Source organism: Bhargavaea massiliensis, from assembly GCF_050480245.1.
GTDB lineage: Bacteria > Bacillota > Bacilli > Bacillales > Anoxybacillaceae > Anoxybacillus.
Genome location: NZ_JBCNEQ010000063.1, coordinates 1 through 18,866 on the forward strand (window position 1 = coordinate 1; position 18,866 = coordinate 18,866).

General features: G+C 41.0%; 19 protein-coding genes. 18 read left to right on the plus strand and 1 reads right to left on the minus strand.

Annotation, left to right across the window (positions count from 1 at the left end; translation table 11 throughout):
* The 4 genes from ABEV15_RS11505 to ABEV15_RS11520 form a co-directional block, all read left to right on the plus strand.
* The coding region (locus ABEV15_RS11505) for a hypothetical protein (RefSeq protein ID WP_498853278.1) at positions 1-248 on the plus strand (248 nt) is incomplete at its 5' end.
* Positions 249-252: 4 nt separating this feature from the next.
* Positions 253-429 (plus strand): hypothetical protein, encoded by a 177-nt coding sequence (locus ABEV15_RS11510; protein ID WP_158225559.1) that lies wholly within the window; start codon positions 253-255, stop codon positions 427-429.
* Between the two features lie 645 nt (positions 430-1,074).
* A complete protein-coding gene (locus ABEV15_RS11515) occupies positions 1,075-1,413 on the plus strand; it encodes a hypothetical protein (protein WP_498853279.1) in 339 nt (112 codons plus the stop codon).
* A gap of 212 nt (positions 1,414-1,625) precedes the next feature.
* Complete coding sequence (locus tag ABEV15_RS11520) at positions 1,626-1,997, plus strand: hypothetical protein (protein ID WP_498853280.1); 372 nt, start codon at positions 1,626-1,628, stop codon at positions 1,995-1,997.
* 146 nt (positions 1,998-2,143) lie between these two features.
* On the opposite strand, the gene ABEV15_RS11525 is transcribed toward ABEV15_RS11520, so the two are convergent.
* The gene (locus tag ABEV15_RS11525; protein WP_498853281.1) at positions 2,144-2,704 is read right to left on the minus strand and encodes a Uma2 family endonuclease; all 561 of its coding nucleotides are present in this window, start codon (positions 2,702-2,704) and stop codon (positions 2,144-2,146) included.
* Positions 2,705-2,828: 124 nt separating this feature from the next.
* On the opposite strand from ABEV15_RS11525, the gene ABEV15_RS11530 reads away from it, so the two are divergent.
* The 14 genes from ABEV15_RS11530 to ABEV15_RS11595 all read left to right on the plus strand — a co-directional run bounded on the left by ABEV15_RS11530 (position 2,829) and on the right by ABEV15_RS11595 (position 18,793).
* Positions 2,829-3,275, plus strand: coding sequence for a MarR family winged helix-turn-helix transcriptional regulator (locus ABEV15_RS11530; protein WP_498853282.1), 447 nt, complete (start codon positions 2,829-2,831; stop codon positions 3,273-3,275).
* On the plus strand, positions 3,272-6,394 hold the full coding sequence (locus tag ABEV15_RS11535; protein ID WP_498853283.1) for an efflux RND transporter permease subunit: 3,123 nt from the start codon (positions 3,272-3,274) through the stop codon (positions 6,392-6,394). The genes ABEV15_RS11530 and ABEV15_RS11535 overlap by 4 nt, the downstream gene beginning before the upstream one ends.
* 118 nt (positions 6,395-6,512) lie before the next feature.
* Complete coding sequence (gene zapA / locus ABEV15_RS11540) at positions 6,513-6,788, plus strand: cell division protein ZapA (RefSeq protein ID WP_498853284.1); 276 nt, start codon at positions 6,513-6,515, stop codon at positions 6,786-6,788.
* Positions 6,781-7,320 (plus strand): CvpA family protein, encoded by a 540-nt coding sequence (locus tag ABEV15_RS11545; protein WP_498853285.1) that lies wholly within the window; start codon positions 6,781-6,783, stop codon positions 7,318-7,320. The genes zapA and ABEV15_RS11545 overlap by 8 nt, the downstream gene beginning before the upstream one ends.
* Positions 7,321-7,369: 49 nt before the next feature.
* Positions 7,370-9,079 carry a DNA polymerase/3'-5' exonuclease PolX gene (gene polX / locus ABEV15_RS11550; protein ID WP_498853286.1) on the plus strand — a complete coding sequence of 570 codons (1,710 nt, stop codon included), beginning with the start codon at positions 7,370-7,372 and terminating at the stop codon, positions 9,077-9,079.
* 19 nt (positions 9,080-9,098) lie between these two features.
* Entirely contained in the window at positions 9,099-11,444 is a 2,346-nt protein-coding gene (locus ABEV15_RS11555) for an endonuclease MutS2 (protein ID WP_498853287.1), read from the plus strand.
* A gap of 11 nt (positions 11,445-11,455) precedes the next feature.
* Complete coding sequence (locus ABEV15_RS11560; RefSeq protein ID WP_498853288.1) at positions 11,456-11,863, plus strand: DUF350 domain-containing protein; 408 nt, start codon at positions 11,456-11,458, stop codon at positions 11,861-11,863.
* A 191-nt stretch (positions 11,864-12,054) separates the two neighbouring features.
* The gene (locus ABEV15_RS11565; RefSeq protein ID WP_498853289.1) at positions 12,055-13,731 is read left to right on the plus strand and encodes an AMP-binding protein; all 1,677 of its coding nucleotides are present in this window, start codon (positions 12,055-12,057) and stop codon (positions 13,729-13,731) included.
* A gap of 97 nt (positions 13,732-13,828) precedes the next feature.
* Positions 13,829-14,410 (plus strand): fatty acid metabolism transcriptional regulator FadR, encoded by a 582-nt coding sequence (gene fadR, locus ABEV15_RS11570; protein WP_498853290.1) that lies wholly within the window; start codon positions 13,829-13,831, stop codon positions 14,408-14,410.
* Positions 14,411-14,448: 38 nt separating this feature from the next.
* Complete coding sequence (locus ABEV15_RS11575; RefSeq protein WP_429632271.1) at positions 14,449-15,216, plus strand: enoyl-CoA hydratase; 768 nt, start codon at positions 14,449-14,451, stop codon at positions 15,214-15,216.
* A gap of 15 nt (positions 15,217-15,231) precedes the next feature.
* Positions 15,232-16,005, plus strand: a complete 774-nt coding sequence (locus tag ABEV15_RS11580; RefSeq protein ID WP_004889143.1) for an electron transfer flavoprotein subunit beta/FixA family protein — start codon at positions 15,232-15,234, stop codon at positions 16,003-16,005.
* Positions 16,006-16,021: 16 nt separating this feature from the next.
* The gene (locus tag ABEV15_RS11585) at positions 16,022-16,999 is read left to right on the plus strand and encodes an electron transfer flavoprotein subunit alpha/FixB family protein (RefSeq protein WP_429632273.1); all 978 of its coding nucleotides are present in this window, start codon (positions 16,022-16,024) and stop codon (positions 16,997-16,999) included.
* 146 nt (positions 17,000-17,145) lie between these two features.
* Positions 17,146-17,460 carry a thioredoxin gene (trxA, locus tag ABEV15_RS11590; RefSeq protein WP_339173131.1) on the plus strand — a complete coding sequence of 105 codons (315 nt, stop codon included), beginning with the start codon at positions 17,146-17,148 and terminating at the stop codon, positions 17,458-17,460.
* 124 nt (positions 17,461-17,584) lie between these two features.
* Positions 17,585-18,793, plus strand: coding sequence for a hypothetical protein (locus ABEV15_RS11595; RefSeq protein WP_498853291.1), 1,209 nt, complete (start codon positions 17,585-17,587; stop codon positions 18,791-18,793).
* Positions 18,794-18,866 lie beyond the last annotated feature (73 nt).

Consider the following 18,866-nt stretch of genomic DNA (forward strand, 5'->3'; position numbering starts at 1 on the left):
CTGAACATTTACATAAAATGGGGAGAAGGAGCATAACGAACGATTGTTCGCAATTCTGTGCTCATCCTAACCCTCTGTCCTTTTTTGTTTTTTCTTTGGTTGATATACCTAAAAAAGATATTTATTTCATTTCTGAGAGTGAAGATGACATCTGTTTTAAACATAAAAAGGGAATGGTGGATCACGCATCCATAAAACCAGCAAAAAAGTCAAAGTCGATGTCAATCCATCACGGATTCAGGAACTAGTTATATGACCAAGTCTCAAATAGCTAAAGCAGGTCAGTTTGCCTGGGATGTCACATATGCGGCAAAAGAATATATATTATTGCAAGCAGCAGGGGGAGACCCTATCACATGGTCTGGACTAGTTAACGCTATTTGGAATAAGGCTAAAGGATATCTAGGTTTTTTAAAGAAATTAAAGTAAAATACTTTAATTATATAAAGGAGTTGTTATGTTTATCTTATTTGCGGCAAGTATGGTGCTGTTATCGGGGATAGCTCTTCTTTATTGGACAATAAAGCACTTAAATAACGAGATTCATAAACAGAACGAATATATAAATGATCCCACTCCAGAATCTTTTAATAAAGTTGTTATAATGTATTTTTTAAATATAATCCTAAGAATGTTGCCAGTAAACATTATAAAAGGAATATTAGTCATATTTTCGATCGGTTTAATATTTTTGTCAGCATTCTTTTTTTCTCTACTGTAGGTGAGCAAATTAGCTAACATAAATTTACAGCCAAACCAAAAAGGCGACATGGACTCGATTCCTTGGTTAGAATAGACAAGTGCAGCTCTTGGCGGCGCTTGTGCAGCGTGCCTGTCACGCCCCGATAAGATTCATAAAAACGCCAAATAACCCTCTCCAAGAGGGTTATTTGGCATGCCTAAAACATGTGGTATTCTTTTTCTTCAGCTAATGATCACAAACATTGCGTATGGACACAACGACCCTTAACACTAAATTTGACGGGTATGGAGGGAACAATGCATAATATTCGTAGTGCTAGTTCTCAACTAGCACTACGAATTAATTTATCTATTATGTGAGGTGTTCTCCACATGCACCAGCATCTTCCTATGGAAGAAGAAGTGATGAACATGTTAATTGGTGTTTTTTCCACAATAATGCTCATTGCAATGATTACACTAATTTTTCTTTGGAGAAGGAATACCACACAAAGAGCAGCATTTCTTTGGATTTTCGTACATTTTGTATCGTTCTCTATTGCAGTATACTTGGCATTAAAAGCCATTTCTTTTGACATTAATCATCCGATGGCGTCAGAAGAAATTTCCCTTCTTTTAGGTGAATCAGGAGCATTATGGGCAGGAAGTATGATTTGTCTGTTAGTTGGTATTTTTAAACTTTCAAAAGTAACGAAGGATGATAAAAAATAAGGTTTTGTATTTGAACAATCTTCACTACTTTGTAAATTAGCACACTATTCCAGAACTTATTTCTTAAAATTGGTAATAAAGGAAAAAGAGTGTCAGGAGCACGGTTATCGTCTTGTGGCATACGGAACATCGATAACGAGCAATCCAAATCCGATAAGCTTCTTGCCCCACTAACAACAAGAGTATAATTTTAAAAAATTAGGAGTGAAATGATGTTCAATCCAGAACTTTATTTTTATTATATTTTGCTACTTACTCTTTTAGTTTTTACTCATTTGTTCCATAAAAGAACAAAAGATTTATCTAAAACACTCTTTATCACAATTACTGCACTTTTTTTCGTATCCGTAGTTTGCAGTATTAGTTTAGCACTCAATTATTATCAATCGCTGAAGCCAAATACAGAGGGTATTGGAATTTCAAATGTGGTCGCATATTGGCTACTAGGGGAGGATGCTTGGGCACCAGCGTGGACTATTCAACTATTTAAAAAGGCTTATTCCATTTCCTTATGGATTACACTTATTTTGCTTGGCTTCCTCATAATTCTTTTATTCATGAAAAGAAAGAAAGACACGAACTGAAAATATTGGTTATCAAATTTTTAAAGCTCATTCTGTTTTTAATGCGGTGACATGGTGGATGTTCCAAAAGCGCGCTATCGCGGCTTAAATGATAAAAAGAAAAAGGCTGCCCAATCCGCTTGCTATGCGGTTATTGGCTGCCTTTTTTATTGAAAAAATAATCGCTTCGACTCGAGAGAAAAATCCGTAAATAGGAAAGATGTAATTGTGTCATTTTCTCCAAACGCCTCTCTTTTTTTGAAAAAACCATCTCCCAATCCAAATACTTCAACCGTTTTATATACGGGATCAACAATCCAATACTCTTGCACGTTAAACTGCTCGTATAGCTTAAATTTTTCATTTCGGTCTTTTAAAGCTGTAGATGGAGAAAGAACTTCGACAATGAGTGTTGGTGCGCCTAAACAGCCGTTTGGTGTTAAATTGTTTCGATTGCAAATGACGGAAATATCTGGTTGTACGACATGTTTTGCATGCGTGTAGTCGTCGCTTTCGGAGAGACGAACATCAAACGGAGCTATGGCAACGTAGCAATTTTTATTTTGAAAATGCGAACGAAACGCAAACGATAGTTCCATGACAGCAAATTGATGCTCCCATGTTGGAGAAGGACTCATGTTGTAAGCTTTCCCGTCAATGAGCTCCCAACGCCCGTCCCATTGAATATAGTCAGCATACGTATACAGTTTGGATGATTCTGGATTCATCGTATCTCCCTCGCTTTTTTCATCATTATATCACACATCACTTCATCATTGACCATTCCGTATTTTATCGTTATATTGTTAAATAGTTAAATAATTGAACTATTTCGATAGGAGGTATTGATCGGTGGAGCGAAGCATACAACAATTTATTGAGCGTTATTTATCCGTTTCATTTCTTGTTCATAAACGAGGGGCTGCGTTGATGAAGTGTGAATTAGACGATATTACGCACGATCAATATTATGTATTGCGGTACATATGTAAACGAGGGGTGTGTACATCGACGGAATTAGCGGACGTGTTTGCGGTGAATAAAAGCGCGATTACCGCGATGACGAATCGTCTTGTTGAAAAAGGAATGATTGCACGTGGCAAAGATGAAGATGATCGTCGTATTATTGCGCTTTCGCTTACGGAAAGAGGGAAGGAATGGCTTGTTGAAACAGAACGAAAAGTATATCAACTTGTTGAAACAATTATGACAAAGCTTTCACATGAAGAAATTGAACTGTTTATTCAAACGTATGAGAAACTAGCGAAGATTTTACAAGAAATGGAGGAGAAAAAATGAAAACGATTATTCGCGGAAAATGGGTCGTTTTACTCGCGTGGGTTGTCGCCGCTGTCGTGCTCGTTATGACTGCTCCGAATATGGCACAACTTGTGCGTGAAAAAGGGCAAATTACCGTCCCAGACGGCTATTCGTCTTCGCTTGCAAGCGAGTTATTAAAAGAAGTGCAAAAGCAAGAAAATAAGGAAGGAGAAATGAGTGCCGTCCTCGTCTTTCATCGCAAAGAGAGATTACAAGAGAAGGATTGGAAAGAAATAGAGAAAGCTGTAGAGCAGCTGCAAGCGAAAAAAGAATCGCTCGGTTTAATACAAATCGTTTCGCCGCTTGATGACAGCTCGCTCAAAGAAAAGCTCGTTTCAAAAGATGAAACAACGGTACTCATTTCGCTTCAATTAGAACGAAACAAACGCACCGCAAAAGAAATAAGCACAGCCCTTTATGAGGCGATCGAGCATATTGATGTGCCGCACTATTACACAGGTAGTTGGATGATTGATGAAGATGTCGTGCAAAGTTCACAAGAAGGATTGAAAAAAACGGAAGGCATTACGGTCGTGTTTATTTTAATTGTTTTATTTCTTGTGTTCCGTTCGCTCGTTGCTCCGTTTGTGCCGTTGCTGACGGTTGGATTGACGTATATCGTGTCGCAAGCGATTGTTGCTTTTCTTGTTGATCGTGTTGATTTTCCACTTTCTACGTTTACACAAACGTTTTTAGTTGCCGTTTTATTCGGAATTGGCACAGACTATTGCATTTTATTGCTTAGTCGCTTTAAAGAAGAGTTAGCGAAGCGGGAAGATCGAACTGAAGCGATTATCGCGACGTATAAGACGGCTGGAAAGACGGTTATTTTCAGCGGATTGGCGGTCATGATCGGATTTGCGTCCATCGGCTTATCGACGTTTAAACTGTATCAGTCTGCATCAGCCGTAGCGGTCGGTGTCGTTGTGTTACTTGTTGCCCTTGTTACGCTTGTGCCGTTTTTTATGGCTACACTTGGTGAAAAGCTGTTTTGGCCGATGAAAGGAGCTCTTGAACATAAACCGAGCAAATTATGGGATGTGGCAGGTCGTTTTTCTTTCGCTCGTCCGCTATGGGCGCTTGCAATTGTCGCGATCATCACATTGCCGATTTTATTGACGTACGATGGCAAACTTTCTTTTAATTCGATGGCGGAAATAGGGGATCGTTACGCGTCTGTTAAAGCATTTAACATCATTTCAGCCCACTTTAGTGAAGGGGAAGCGATGCCGACGAAAATCGTCATGAAAAATGACGAAGCGATGGATGATGAACAATATTACTACTTGATTGAAAAAATTAGTCGCGAAGTGGCAAATATTGATGGCGTGGAAGCCGTTCGTTCAGTAACTCGCCCGCTTGGAGAGCCGATCGATCAATTGTTTGTGACAAAGCAAGCGGAACAGTTAAAAGATGGACTTGGAAAAGGGGCGGACGGCATCGGGCAAATTCGTTCCGGTTTAAGTGAAGCGAGCAGCGAAATGGCGAAGTCCGCTCCGAAGTTAGCTCAGGCGACAGGTGGTATTCACGAGCTCGTCAACGGAACGTCAAAATTGAAAACGGGAATGACTGATTTACAACAAGCATTGAAGCAGCTCGAAGATGGGGTGCGAAGCGGAGCGATCGGAGCTGCTGATCTTGAAAAAGGATTGCAAACGATACAAACGAATATGAAAAAGCTGCATGATGGAGCGGATGAATTGCGAAAAGGATATGAGCAAGCAACCGGTGGACTGCGTCAATTAAGTGAACGATATGAACAAATTGAAGGTGGATTACGTGCCATCTCGGAACAGCTACCAACTCTTTCTCAGTCGCTCAACCGCATAGAAGAACGTCATACGAGTTTGCGCGAAGATGCGGAGTATGCACATGTGAAGCAAGCCGTTCAACAGATGAGCGCGCAAATGAACATGTTATCTGATGCGTTTATTCAAGTGAACAACGCGTTGCAAAATGTTCAATATGGTTTACAACAAGCAAATGAATCGTTTGCGACAGTAACAAACGGACAGCAAGCGCTCGTGACTGGCATGGATGAAGTGATCTCTGGACTTGGAAAGCTTCGTTCTGGATTAGAGCAAGCAGCGGATGGTCAAGGGCAAATTGTTCAACGATTGCCAGAAGTGACAAATGGGCTAGCGAAAGTAAACGACGGACAACAGCAATTGCTTACAGGTTTTTCGCAACTCAATGGTCAAATGGATCAACTCATTTCAGGACTAAATCAAAGCGTCGATGGATTGCGACAAGTGGAAAATGGATTACAGTCCGCAAAACAGTACGTTTCTGACTTAGCGAATGCACCAGACGAAGAAATGACAGGATGGTATATGCCGCCACAATTGTTGACGAGCGAGGAATTTGCGCAAGCGAAGGAAGCATATATGTCGAAAGACGGAAAAGTCGTGACGTTCGATGTTGTCTTTTCATCCAACCCGTATGAAACAACAACGATGAAAAAAATCGCAGAAGTGAAAGAAGCGATTGGTCGGGCGGTGAATGGCACAAAACTTGAGCATGCGAAAGTAGGCGTTGGAGGCGTGACGAGCATTTATTCCGATTTGCGCGACATTTCTGCCGCTGATTATGCTCGAACATCTATATTTATGCTTGCAGGGATTGCGATCATTTTAATTGTTCTTCTTCGTTCGTTTATTATGCCGGCGTACTTAATGTTATCGCTTATTTTAACGTATTATACGTCGATGGCATTTACTGAACTTGTGTTTGTGAATATGCTTGGATATGAAGGAATAAACTGGGCGGTTCCGTTTTTTGCGTTCGTCATTTTAATGGCACTTGGCATTGACTATAGCATTTTCTTAATGGACCGCTTTAACGAATACCGTGACAAAACGGTGCAAGAAGCGATGCTTGAAGCGATGCGTCATATGGGAACAGTCATCATTTCTGCTGCCATCATTTTAGGAGGAACGTTTGCGGCGATGTATCCATCGGGTGTGCTATCACTCTTGCAAATTGCGACGATTATTTTAACAGGCCTTTTCTTATATGCGCTTGTCGTTTTGCCATTATTCATTCCGGTGATGGTGAAAACGTTTGGACGGGCGAATTGGTGGCCATTTATGAAGTAAGAGCGGGTGTCGATGCCCGCTCTTCTTTTCGTATATCTTTTCATGGATCTACAAATCATGTTAAGATAAAAGGTAGAATTTTGCCGAAACGGGAGATCGGATGAATGGGGGAAACGGTTTGAAGGAGCAGCAAAAAACGCGCATTACAGTAGATATATACGGACAACAATATTCAATCGTCGGAACAGAAAGTTCAAGTCACATTCGTCTCGTTGCGTCAATTGTCGATGACAAAATGCGTGAAATTAGCGCGAAAAATCCGACGCTTGATACGAGTAAACTTGCTGTATTAACGGCTGTAAATATCGTTCATGAATATATGAAACTCAAAGATGAATACGAACGCCTTTTGCGAAAAATGAATAAAGAAAAGGATGATGACAGCGATGATTGATTTGCTTATTTGTTTCATCCTTCTTATGGGACTGATGATTGGATTGAAACGAGGATTTATTTTGCAATTTATTCATATGACAGGTTTTTTTATCGCGTTTATCGTTGCATATAACTATTATGATCAACTAGCACCAAGACTAAGATTATGGGTGCCATATCCGAGTTTTGGTGATGGCGAAACGGTGAAATTGCTCATTGAAAGCACAAATTTAGATGAAGCATACTACCGTGCGATTGCATTTGCTGTTTTATTTTTTGTTGCAAAAATTGTGATGCAAATGATCGGCTCAATGTTAGATTTCGTTGCTCAGTTGCCGCTTTTAAAAAGCGTCAACCGCTGGGCAGGTGGAGCGCTTGGATTTATGGAAGTGTATTTGCTTTTATTTGTGCTTTTATACGTGAGTGCACTTGTTCCTGTTTCTGCAATTCAACAACCGCTTCACAACTCATTCATTGCTAGTTTCATCGTCAAACACACACCGATTTTATCAAATTTCGTAAAACATATGCTTGTGCAATATATGGCTTAAAAACTTCTCCGTTTGAGAGAAGTTTTTTCGTCGAAAGGAAGGGAATGACATGGAAAAAAATAAAAAAGAAGCGATTCGTTTGCTTGAAACAATCGCTTTGTATATGGAAATTAAAGGAGAAAATCCTTTTAAAGTATCCGCCTTTCGTAAAGCAGCTTCAGCGCTAGAGCGTGATGAACGTGCCTTGACCGACATTGATGATTTTACGTCCATTGCTGGCATCGGAAAAGGAACAGCTGCCGTTTTACAGCAATGGTTGCAGACAGGAACGAGTGATGTGCTTGAACAGTTAAAAAAAGAAATTCCAGCAGGGCTATTTCCACTTTTAAAATTGCCGGGACTTGGCGGCAAAAAAATTGCCAAACTGTATCATGAGCTAGGCGTGACCGATATAGAAACATTAAAAGAAGCATGTTTAGCTCAACGTGTGCGACAATTAAGCGGCTTCGGTGCGAAAACAGAAGAAAATATTTTAGCTGCACTTGCCCACATGAATGCACGCCCTGAGCGGTTGCCGATTGCGTTTATGTTGGAAGTTGCTTCCGACATCGAGCGTCAGCTAGAAAACTTCGCTGGCATTATTCAGTTTTCACGGGCGGGCAGTTTGCGCCGCGTATGTGAGACGGTGAAAGATTTAGATTTTATTATTGCAACAACAGACGATGCGCTCGTTCGAAAGCAGTTGTTGCAACTTGAGCATATGTATGACGTTGTGGCAAACGGTGAAACGAAAGTATCGTTGCAATTGCAATACGATTATATTGTCAACGTTGATTTTCGCCTCGTTTCTCCTGAACATTTTGCCACAACGCTCCATCATTTTACCGGTTCAAAAGACCATAACGTTCGCATGCGCCAGTTAGCGAAGGAGCGGGGGGAAAAAATTAGCGAGTATGGCGTAGAAAACGTGCAAACAGGTGAAGTGAAAACGTTTGAAACGGAAGAACAATTTTTTGCTTACTTTCGTTTGCCGTTTATTCCGCCAGAGCTGCGTGAAAGTGGAAAAGAAGTCGATGCATATGACGGGACACCGCTCCTCACTTTATCTGATATACGCGGAGACTTGCATATGCATACGACATGGAGCGATGGGGCGTTTTCGATTCAACAAATGGCGGAAGCATGTCGAAAAAAAGGATATCGCTACATCGCGATTACCGATCATTCGCAGTTTTTAAAAGTAGCAAATGGATTAACCGTTGAACGACTAAAACGCCAACAAGAAGAAATTGCTCGCTTGAACGAACAATATGATGACTTTGTCATTTTATCTGGCATTGAGATGGATATTTTACCAGATGGAACGTTAGATTTTCCAGATGATGTATTACAAACGGTCGATTTTGTCATTGCGTCGATTCATTCTGCTTTTTCACAACCAGAAGAAGCGATTATGAAACGTCTAAAAGAAGCACTTATGAATCCATACGTTCATATGATCGCTCATCCGACAGGAAGATTAATTGGGGAGCGAAGCGGATACGCTGTAAATATAGACGAATTGTTGCAGCTTGCGAAAGAAACAAATACGGTGCTAGAGCTAAATGCCAACCCACATCGTCTCGATTTAACGTACACTTATTTACAAAAAGCACAGCAGCTTGGTGTGAAAATAGCGATTAATACAGACGCGCACAACGTTCGTATGCTTGATGATATGGAGCTTGGAGTGGCGTTTGCTCGAAAAGGTTGGATTCGAAAAGAAACGGTCATCAATACATGGGATATCGAACAACTTATCTCTTTTTTGCGAAAATAAACAGCTGGAGGGTTACTTAGTGCACGCAAAAACATTACACATTCTTGAGTTTGATAAGGTGAAAGCACAGCTTGCGGAATATGTATCTTCCTCGTTAGGAAAAGAAAAAGTCGTAGCGCTTATGCCATCATCACATGTAGAAGAAGTGGTGCGCTGGCAAGAAGAAACGGACGAAGCAGCAACGGTTCTTCGCTTACGTGGTCACGTCCCACTTGGTGGTATATTTGACGTACGGATGCAAACGAAACGTGCAAGCATCGGAGGAACGCTCAGTCCACATGAACTGCTTGATATCGCAAGTACGATGCGAGCAGCAAGACAACTGAAAAAATTTTTAGAAGCGACAGAGGCAGATCTTCCGCACATGATCGCATATGCGGCGCAAATCGTTCCTTTGCCTGAACTTGAACAACGTATATATCGCTGCATTGATGAAAGCGGAGATGTGCTTGATGGAGCGAGCGATCGGCTTCGTTCGCTCCGCCATCAGCTGCGCACGATTGAAGGACGAGTGCGCGATAAGTTAGAGAGTATTATTCGTTCATCATCAGCGCAAAAAACATTGTCAGATGCAATCATTACGATTCGTAACGATCGGTACGTCATCCCAGTGAAACAGGAATATCGCCATACGTATGGTGGCATTGTACACGATCAGTCTTCATCTGGGGCTACGTTATTTATCGAGCCACAATCGGTAGTGGAATTGAACAACGAACTGCAGCAATTGCGTGTGAAAGAAAAACAAGAAATTGAACGTATTTTAAGCGAATTATCTGCCTCCGTGGGTGAGCAGGCGACAACAATTATTGAGAACGTCGAGTTGCTTGCTCAGCTTGACTTTTTGTTTGCAAAGGCGAAATACGCAAAAGCGATTAAAGCAACAAAACCGAAGATGAATGAGCGCGGATATATTCGGCTCATTCAAGCCCGACATCCGCTTATTGCAGCCGATCAAGTCGTTCCAAACGATATTGAGTTAGGCAGCGACTATACGACGATGGTGATCACAGGACCGAATACAGGGGGAAAAACAGTCACTTTAAAAACGATTGGTTTGTTGACTGTCATGGCTCAAGCAGGGTTGCAAGTGCCTGCGTTAGACGGATCGCAATTAGCAGTATTTCGCGCGGTATATGCCGACATTGGCGATGAACAGTCAATTGAACAAAGTTTAAGTACGTTCTCGTCTCATATGGTAAATATTGTTGACATTTTAAAACAAGTGGACGAGCATAGCCTTGTTTTATTTGATGAGCTTGGAGCAGGAACGGATCCACAAGAAGGTGCAGCGTTAGCGATTGCCATTTTAGATGAAGTGCACAATCGCGGTGCGCGAGTTGTAGCAACGACGCATTATCCGGAATTAAAAGCGTACGGATACAATCGTCGTGGCGTCATGAATGCAAGTGTCGAATTTGACATCGAAACGTTAAGTCCAACGTATAAACTATTGATCGGTATTCCAGGACGAAGCAATGCGCTTGATATTTCTCGTCGCCTCGGATTAGACGAGCATATTATTGCGCGTGCCCGTACGTATATTAGTGCTGAAAGCAATGAAGTTGAAAATATGATTGCTTCATTAGAACAAAGTAAAAAGCGCGCGGAAGAAGAATGGGAGAAGGCTGAGCGGCTCCGCCACGAAGCAGAGCAATTGAGAAATGAACTAGAAAGGCAGTGGAACGAGCTGAATGAACAGCGCGATCGCTTGTTGGAAAAAGCGAAAGAGCAAGCTGAAGAAATTGTAAAAAAAGCGATGAAAACAGCGGACGAAGTCATTCAACATTTGCGCGATATGCAAAAACAACAAGCGGCTGCCATTAAAGAGCACGAGTTGATTGAAGCACGAAAAAAACTGGAAGAAGCAATACCGCAAATCAATACGAAAAAGAAAAAGCGAGCGCAGCAGACAAAACAGCCTTTACATCCGGGTGATGAAGTGAAAGTCGTTCATCTCAATCAAAAAGGACAGCTTATCGAGAAAGTATCAGACAAAGAATGGCTTGTGCAAATCGGCATTTTAAAAATGAAAGTGCACGAAGAAAACTTACAGTATGTAAGCAGCCCAGCACCGATTGAAACAAAGCCAATTGCGACCGTAAAAGGACGCGACTATCACGTTCCACTAGAATTAGATTTGCGCGGCGAACGATATGAAGATGCGTTGCTTCGCGTTGAAAAGTATATTGATGATGCAGTATTGGCAGGGTATCCGCGCGTTTCGATCATTCACGGAAAAGGGACAGGTGCGCTTCGAAAAGGGGTGCAACAATATTTACAAAACCATCGTTCAGTAAAAAGCATTCGTTTTGGTGAAGCGACTGAAGGGGGTACAGGCGTCACCATTGTCGAATTAAAATGACAGGAGGAACTATGGGCGCTTTTTGGGAAAATGAGATCATTTATATTGCGGCTAATTTTAGCGTGGTGATTTTATGTTTAGTTTTATTTTTAGCGATTTTTGAACTTGTGACGAAATATAAAAATTGGGAAGAAATTAAAAAAGGAAATATGGCTGTAGCGATGGCGACAGGGGGAAAAATATTTGGGATCGCCAACATTTTTCGCTACGCGATCGATCATCACGATTCGCTTTTCACGATGATCGGCTGGGGAGTTTACGGTTTTGTTTTATTGTTAATTGGTTATTTTATTTATGAGTTTTTAACGCCGAAGTTTAATATTGATGACGAAATTGCTAACGATAATCGAGCGGTAGGGTTTATTTCTATGGTTATTTCGATCGGTTTGTCGTTTGTTATCGGAGCAAGTATAAGGTGAGAGGAGAAAGAAATGGAAACACTAGCGAGAGTATTATTCGTATTGTGCGGTGTATTTTTGCTTATTGGTGTCATATATCTCACGTTTTTTGCATAAAAGGGTGTCTGCAGGCACCTTTTTTATTTTTTAATACAAAAATTTCTGAAAATATTATAAAATATAAATAATCTTATAACAAAGGGGGAAACGATATGGAGAAGCCATGGCTAGCGTTATATCCTCAACAAGTTCCTCATTCCATTGATTATCCGCGCAAGCCGTTGCAACAATTTTTGCAAGAAGCAGCGGAGCAGTTTCCGCACAAAACTGCGATTCATTTTTTAGGAAAGGAGCTGACATATAAGGAAGTATATGAGCAAGCGCTGAAGTTAGCATCGTATTTGCAACAGCTCGATTTAGAAAAAGGCGATCGCGTATCGATCATGTTGCCGAATTGTCCACAAGCGGTCATTAGCTACTACGCTGTTTTATTTGCTGGTGGCATCGTTGTTCAAACGAACCCGTTATATACGGAGCGAGAGTTAGAATATCAGTTAAATGATAGCGGTGCGAAAGTCATTATTGCCCTCGATTTACTTTATCCAAGAATCATAAAATTGAAAGCGTATACAAAAATAGAGCATATCATTATTACAAGCATAAAAGATTACTTGCCATTTCCGAAAAATGTGTTATATCCATTTGTACAAAAGAAACAAACAGGGATGATTGTACGCGTCAAACATGAGGGAGATTGCCACTTATTCACAAAAGCCTTATCGCTTGCGAGTGGGAAAGTGAAAGAGACGGATGTGGATCCGATAGAAGACGTTGCGCTTCTTCAATATACTGGCGGAACGACCGGATTTCCAAAAGCTGCTATGTTAACACATTACAACTTAACAGCAAACACGTTTATGTGCACGAAATGGATGTATAAATGTGAACGCGGGAATGAATCGATTCTTGGTGTACTTCCGTTTTTCCACGTATACGGGATGACGGCTGTCATGAACTTATCCATTATGGAAAGATATAAAATGATTTTATTGCCGAAGTTTGATGTCGAAACGACGTTAAAAACAATTGAAAAACAACGACCAACGCTATTTCCAGGCGCTCCAACGATTTATATTGCGCTGCTCAACCACCCGAATTTAAAAAAATATGATTTATCGTCAATTAAATTATGTATTAGCGGTTCAGCTCCGCTTCCAGTTGAAGTGCAAGAACAATTTGAAACAGTAACAGGTGGGAAGATTATTGAAGGTTACGGCTTAACCGAAGCATCCCCTGTGACGCATTCCAACTTTATTTGGGACGGAAAACGAATCAAAGGAAGTATCGGTGTGCCTTGGCCAGACACAGAGGCGATGATCGTCTCGTTAGAAACGGGAGAGAAAGCAAACATAAATGAAATTGGTGAAATCGTTGTACGTGGTCCACAAGTAATGAAAGGATATTGGAACCGACCAGAAGAAACAGCAGCGACACTTCGTGGCGGTTGGTTATATACAGGCGATCTAGGTTATATGAATGAAGAAGGTTATTTCTTTGTCGTCGACCGAAAAAAAGATATGATTATCGCAAGCGGTTATAACGTATATCCACGCGAAGTAGAAGAAGTGTTGTATGAGCATCCGAAAGTGCAAGAAGCAGTCGTCATTGGTATACCAGATGTTTATCGTGGTGAGACGGTGAAAGCGTTTATTGTGCTTAAAGAAGGAGAACAGTGTACAGAAGAAGAACTTGACCAATTTATGAGAAGTAAATTAGCTGCTTATAAAGTGCCGCGCATTTATGAATTTAGAAAAGAATTGCCAAAAACAGCAGTTGGTAAAATATTGCGCCGTGCGCTTGTGGAAGAAGAAAAAGAAAAACAAAAATGAGCGGCGATTGTTTTTTTCTTGACACGCTTTTGGCCTCTCTTTAAAATAAAAATATGAATGATTATTCATTCATATTTTTGAAAGGGAGAATGCAAAGTTGAAACGCGACAAACCGAAGTTTAAACAAATTATTGATGCAGCTGTGATTGTCATTGCTGAAAACGGCTACCATCAAGCGCAAGTATCGAAAATTGCGAAACAAGCCGGTGTAGCGGATGGGACGATCTATTTGTATTTTAAAAATAAAGAGGATATTTTAATTTCATTGTTTCAAGAAAAAATGGGCTACTTCATCGAAAAAATTGAAGAAGAAATAGAAGGAATTTCAAGTCCGTCGGAGAAGTTATTTTTGTTGATTCAAAAACATTTTCAAATGTTAGCGGCGGATTCGCATTTAGCGATCGTGACCCAATTGGAACTTCGCCAATCGAATAAATCGTTACGTCTGAAAATTAATGAAATTTTGAAAAGATACTTAAAAGTTATCGATCGCATTGTGCAAGAAGGAATTGACAAAGGGGAATTTCGTTCAGATTTAGATGTGCGTCTCACTCGTCAAATGATTTTTGGAACGATTGACGAAATGGTGACAACATGGGTCATGAATGAGCAAAAATATGATCTCGTTGCATTAGCGAAACCGGTTCATCAATTGTTAACGAAAGGTTGTTGTGTGTAAACACGACAACCTTCCGATATACACGAAGGAGGGGGAACATGTTTTCCGTTCAACAAGAGGGGTATGTGGCGATTTTAGCACTTCACCGGCCACCAGCAAACGCTTTAGCATCTTCTGTTTTGAAAGAGCTTTCAGAACGACTTGATGCATTAAAAGAAGACGAACAAGTACGTGTCATCGTTCTTCACGGAGAAGGAAGATTTTTCTCAGCTGGTGCCGATATTAAAGAGTTTACAGCGATTGAGGCGAGCGAACAAGCAGCGGAGCTTGCTCGAGCTGGACAACAAGTGATGGAGAAAATTGAACAGTTTCCGAAACCGATTATTGCCGCGATTCACGGTGCTGCACTTGGCGGAGGACTCGAGTTAGCTATGAGTTGCCATCTGCGCATCGTAGCGGAAAACGCCAAACTTGGCCTACCAGAATTGCAGCTCGGCATCATTCCGGGATTTGCAGGAACACAACGCTTATTGCGTCATGTCGGTATGGCAAAAGCGCTAGAAATGATGTGGACAAGCGAACCGATCACAGGTACAGAAGCTGTTCAATGGGGACTAGCAAACAAAGCCGTCCCAGAAGAACAATTGCTTGATACAGCGAAGCAACTTGCACAAAAAATTGCTCAAAAGAGCCCGATTTCTGTTCAAGCGGTATTGAAACTAGTTAATGAAGCTCGCACAAAAACGTTCCATGAATGCGTTGAAAAAGAGGCGCAACTGTTTGGAAAAGTCTTTGTAACGGAAGATGCGAAAGAAGGCATTTCAGCATTTATCGAAAAACGGACACCACAGTTTCAAGGAAAATAAAAGGGGGAGAGAAGCATGAACATTTTCGTATTAATGAAGCGTACATTTGATACGGAAGAAAAAATCGTCATTCAAAACGGAAAAGTAAGCGAAGAAGGAGCCGAATTCATCATCAACCCATACGATGAATATGCGATTGAAGAAGCGATTCAAGTGCGCGATCAGCACGGTGGCGAAGTGACAGTTGTTACAATTGGGAACGAAGATGCAGAAAAAGAGCTTCGTACAGCGCTTGCCATGGGGGCAGATAAAGCCGTGCTCATTAACATTGAAGATGATGTAGAAAATCGTGACCAATATACAACGGCAAAAGTGCTTGCGGAATATTTAAAAGATAAAGAAGCTGATTTAATTTTAGCTGGAAATGTAGCGATTGACGGCGGGTCTGGACAAGTTGGACCACGCGTTGCTGAATTGCTAGGTATTCCTTATGTCACGACAATTACGAAATTAGAAATTGACGGAACAAACGTGAAAGTTGTGCGCGATGTTGAAGGTGACGAGGAAGTTATTGAAACATCTTTACCATTATTAGTAACAGCACAACAAGGGTTAAATGAGCCGCGTTATCCGTCATTGCCGGGCATTATGAAAGCGAAAAAGAAACCGTTAGAAGAACTAGAGCTTGATGATTTAGATTTGGAGGAAGAGGACGTAGAAGCAAAAACGAAAACGATTGAAATCTTTTTACCACCGAAAAAAGAAGCGGGAAAAATTTTGCAAGGAGATATTGCCGATCAAGTAAAAGAACTCGTTTCACTTCTTCATACGGAAGCAAAAGTCATTTAATAGGGGGATGGGGAGCATGGCAAGAAAAGTATTAACATTAGCAGAAGTGCGTGACGGTGCATTGCGTAACGTATCATTTGAAGCAATTTCCGCTGCAAAAACGATCGCTGAAGGCGGAGAAGTTGTCGCTGTCGTTGTCGGAGCGAGCGTTCGCTCATTAGCTCCTGAGCTGATTGCTTACGGTGCGGATCGAGTGATTGTTGTTGAACACGAAAAATTGGCGACGTATACGCCAGACGGTTATGCCCAAGCATTGCAAGCTGTTGTCGAGCAAGAGAAACCAGAAGGAATCGTCTTTGGGCATACAGCGCTCGGAAAAGACTTATCGCCAAAACTTGCTGCGAAATGGCAGTCTGGTCTTGTGTCTGATGTTGTCGCTGTTGAAGCAACAGGTGGAAATATCGTCTTTACAAGACCGATTTATTCTGGTAAAGCGTTTGAAAAGAAAATCGTGACAGACGGTCTTATGTTTGTGACTGTTCGTCCGAACAATATCGCTTCACTTGAAAAAGATGAAAGTCGCACAGGTGCGGTTGTCGATGTGCAAGTAGACATTAAAGACTTACGCACAATCGTTCGTGATATTGTGAGAAAAACAGCGGAAGGCGTCGATTTATCTGAAGCGAAAGTGATCGTTGCCGGCGGTCGCGGCGTAAAAAGTGCGGAAGGATTTGAGCCGCTGAAACAATTAGCTCAAGTGCTTGGCGGTGCGGTTGGAGCATCGCGCGGAGCATGCGATGCAGGATATTGCGACTACTCGCTTCAAATTGGTCAAACAGGAAAAGTCGTTACGCCAGACTTATATATTGCGTGCGGCATTTCAGGTGCGATTCAACATTTAGCAGGCATGTCTAACTCAAAAGTAATTGTGGCGATTAATAAAGACCCTGAAGCGAATATTTTCAAAGTAGCGGATTACGGTATTGTTGGTGACTTGTTTGAAGTCGTTCCACTTTTAATCGAAGAATTTAAAAAATTAAAAGTACATTCATAAGGCAGAGCATGATGCTTTGCCTTTTCTTTTCAGCATATTTTTTGGAGACAAGGAAATAGTAGAAGCGAAGCAAAAGATTGGCGTAGTGAATACGTTCAATGGTATACTATGTGCATGGAACGGAAATATTTAAGGAGGAATGAAACATGGCTATTGTAAATGCAACAGACCAAACATTTGTGAATGAAGTAAAAGATGGTGTTGTGCTCGTTGATTTCTGGGCACCTTGGTGCGGACCTTGCAAAATGATTGCACCTGTATTGGAGGAAGTAGATCGTGAGCTTGCTGGCAAAGTGAAAGTAGTAAAAGTCAACGTAGATGATAACCCAGAAACAGCTGGAAAATACGGTGTGATGAGCATCCCAACACTATTCGTGTTCAAAAATGGAGAAGTAGTCGACAAGACTGTTGGCTTCCAACCGAAAGAATCGCTTGTTGGTCTTTTAAGCAAACATCTATAATCGACATGCCTCGGAGACATCCGAGGTATTTTTTTGAAATTTTATATTGACACTGAAAATCGTTCTCTACTATAATGATAACAGTTAATGATAATCGTTATCAAAAAAGGGGGATACATACGAAATGAGAAAACGCCAATTAAAAGCTGTGTTTGCCATGTTTTTATTAGCAGGTGGCGTGCTGGCTGGTTGCGGAAATGCGGAGAAAACAGAAACGACAGAGAAGAAGGAAGAAACAAAAGTAGAAGAAAAACAAGAAGAGCAGCAATCGGCTGAAACTGAACAAGTGGAAGAGGTAAACGTTCAAGCATTTATTGATGCTTATAAAGCAATCAAAACAGAAACAGAAAAAGCGAAAGAAGGACAACCTGTGGATTGGAGCATCGTAGAAAAAACATATACAGAGCAATTACAAAAGCCAATTAATGAACTAGATGGTACATTTGCTCAAACGATTGAAGCAGCGATTCAAGGCGGAAAAAGCGGAGAATTAAACGTTCATCCAGCACGTCAAATTGTTGATAAAGTGACGCAATCGTATTTTTATCAATTGCAAAAGAAGTTACAAAAAGATGTTGTAGCGGCGCTTGAAGCTGGTGATCAACAAAAAGCGACAGCACTGTTTGAACAAATTAAATTGCTTGCAGCGGAAATTTTTGTTCCAACGGCAATGAAACGTGATGAATATTATCAATTAACGGGAGAATCTAGCCTCGAACAAAGCATTAACGCTGGTTTAGCAGCGCAAGAAGAAGCGTTAAAAGCGAATAACGTAGATGATTTTAAAGTGTACATTCAGTTGACAGATAAATCGATCTATCGCAGCTACTATTTAGCGTCTAAATCATATGCTGAAAAAATTGAAGCCGGTGTGAAAGAAGGTAAGGCAGAAGATGAGCTAAAAGGACAACAAGCAGAAGCATGGGGCTTTTTCCAAGCGATTAAAGGTTCTTTGGCTGAAGGTGATGAAGCTGCGACAGCACGTTTAGATGAAATTTTATCATTAAATAACGATTATAAAAACATGAAAGCAGCAGAAGTAAGCGCACTATATGTTAAAGCGTTGTTTGGTAAAATGAAAGACTATCATGAAAAAGCACCGGCGCAGTTAGATGAGAATAACGTTGTTGAAGCGAAAGTAAAAGCGTTAGAAGGAAACATGTTCTTAAAGGCAATTGAATTAGATGTGAAAGCAAAATTGGGCGAGCAAAAAGCAGCAGACGTGTTTGCGACAGCAGAAAAATGGTATAACGCGATTGCGGAAAACAAAAAAGAAGAAGCTGCCCAACATAGCAAAGCTGTGCTTGATGCTGTAAGTGTGATCATTCAATAAAAAAGCCGCGCATAACACGCGGCTTTTTTGTTGTGATACAATAGTAGGGCATGAAAGGTGAAGGAGTCGAACG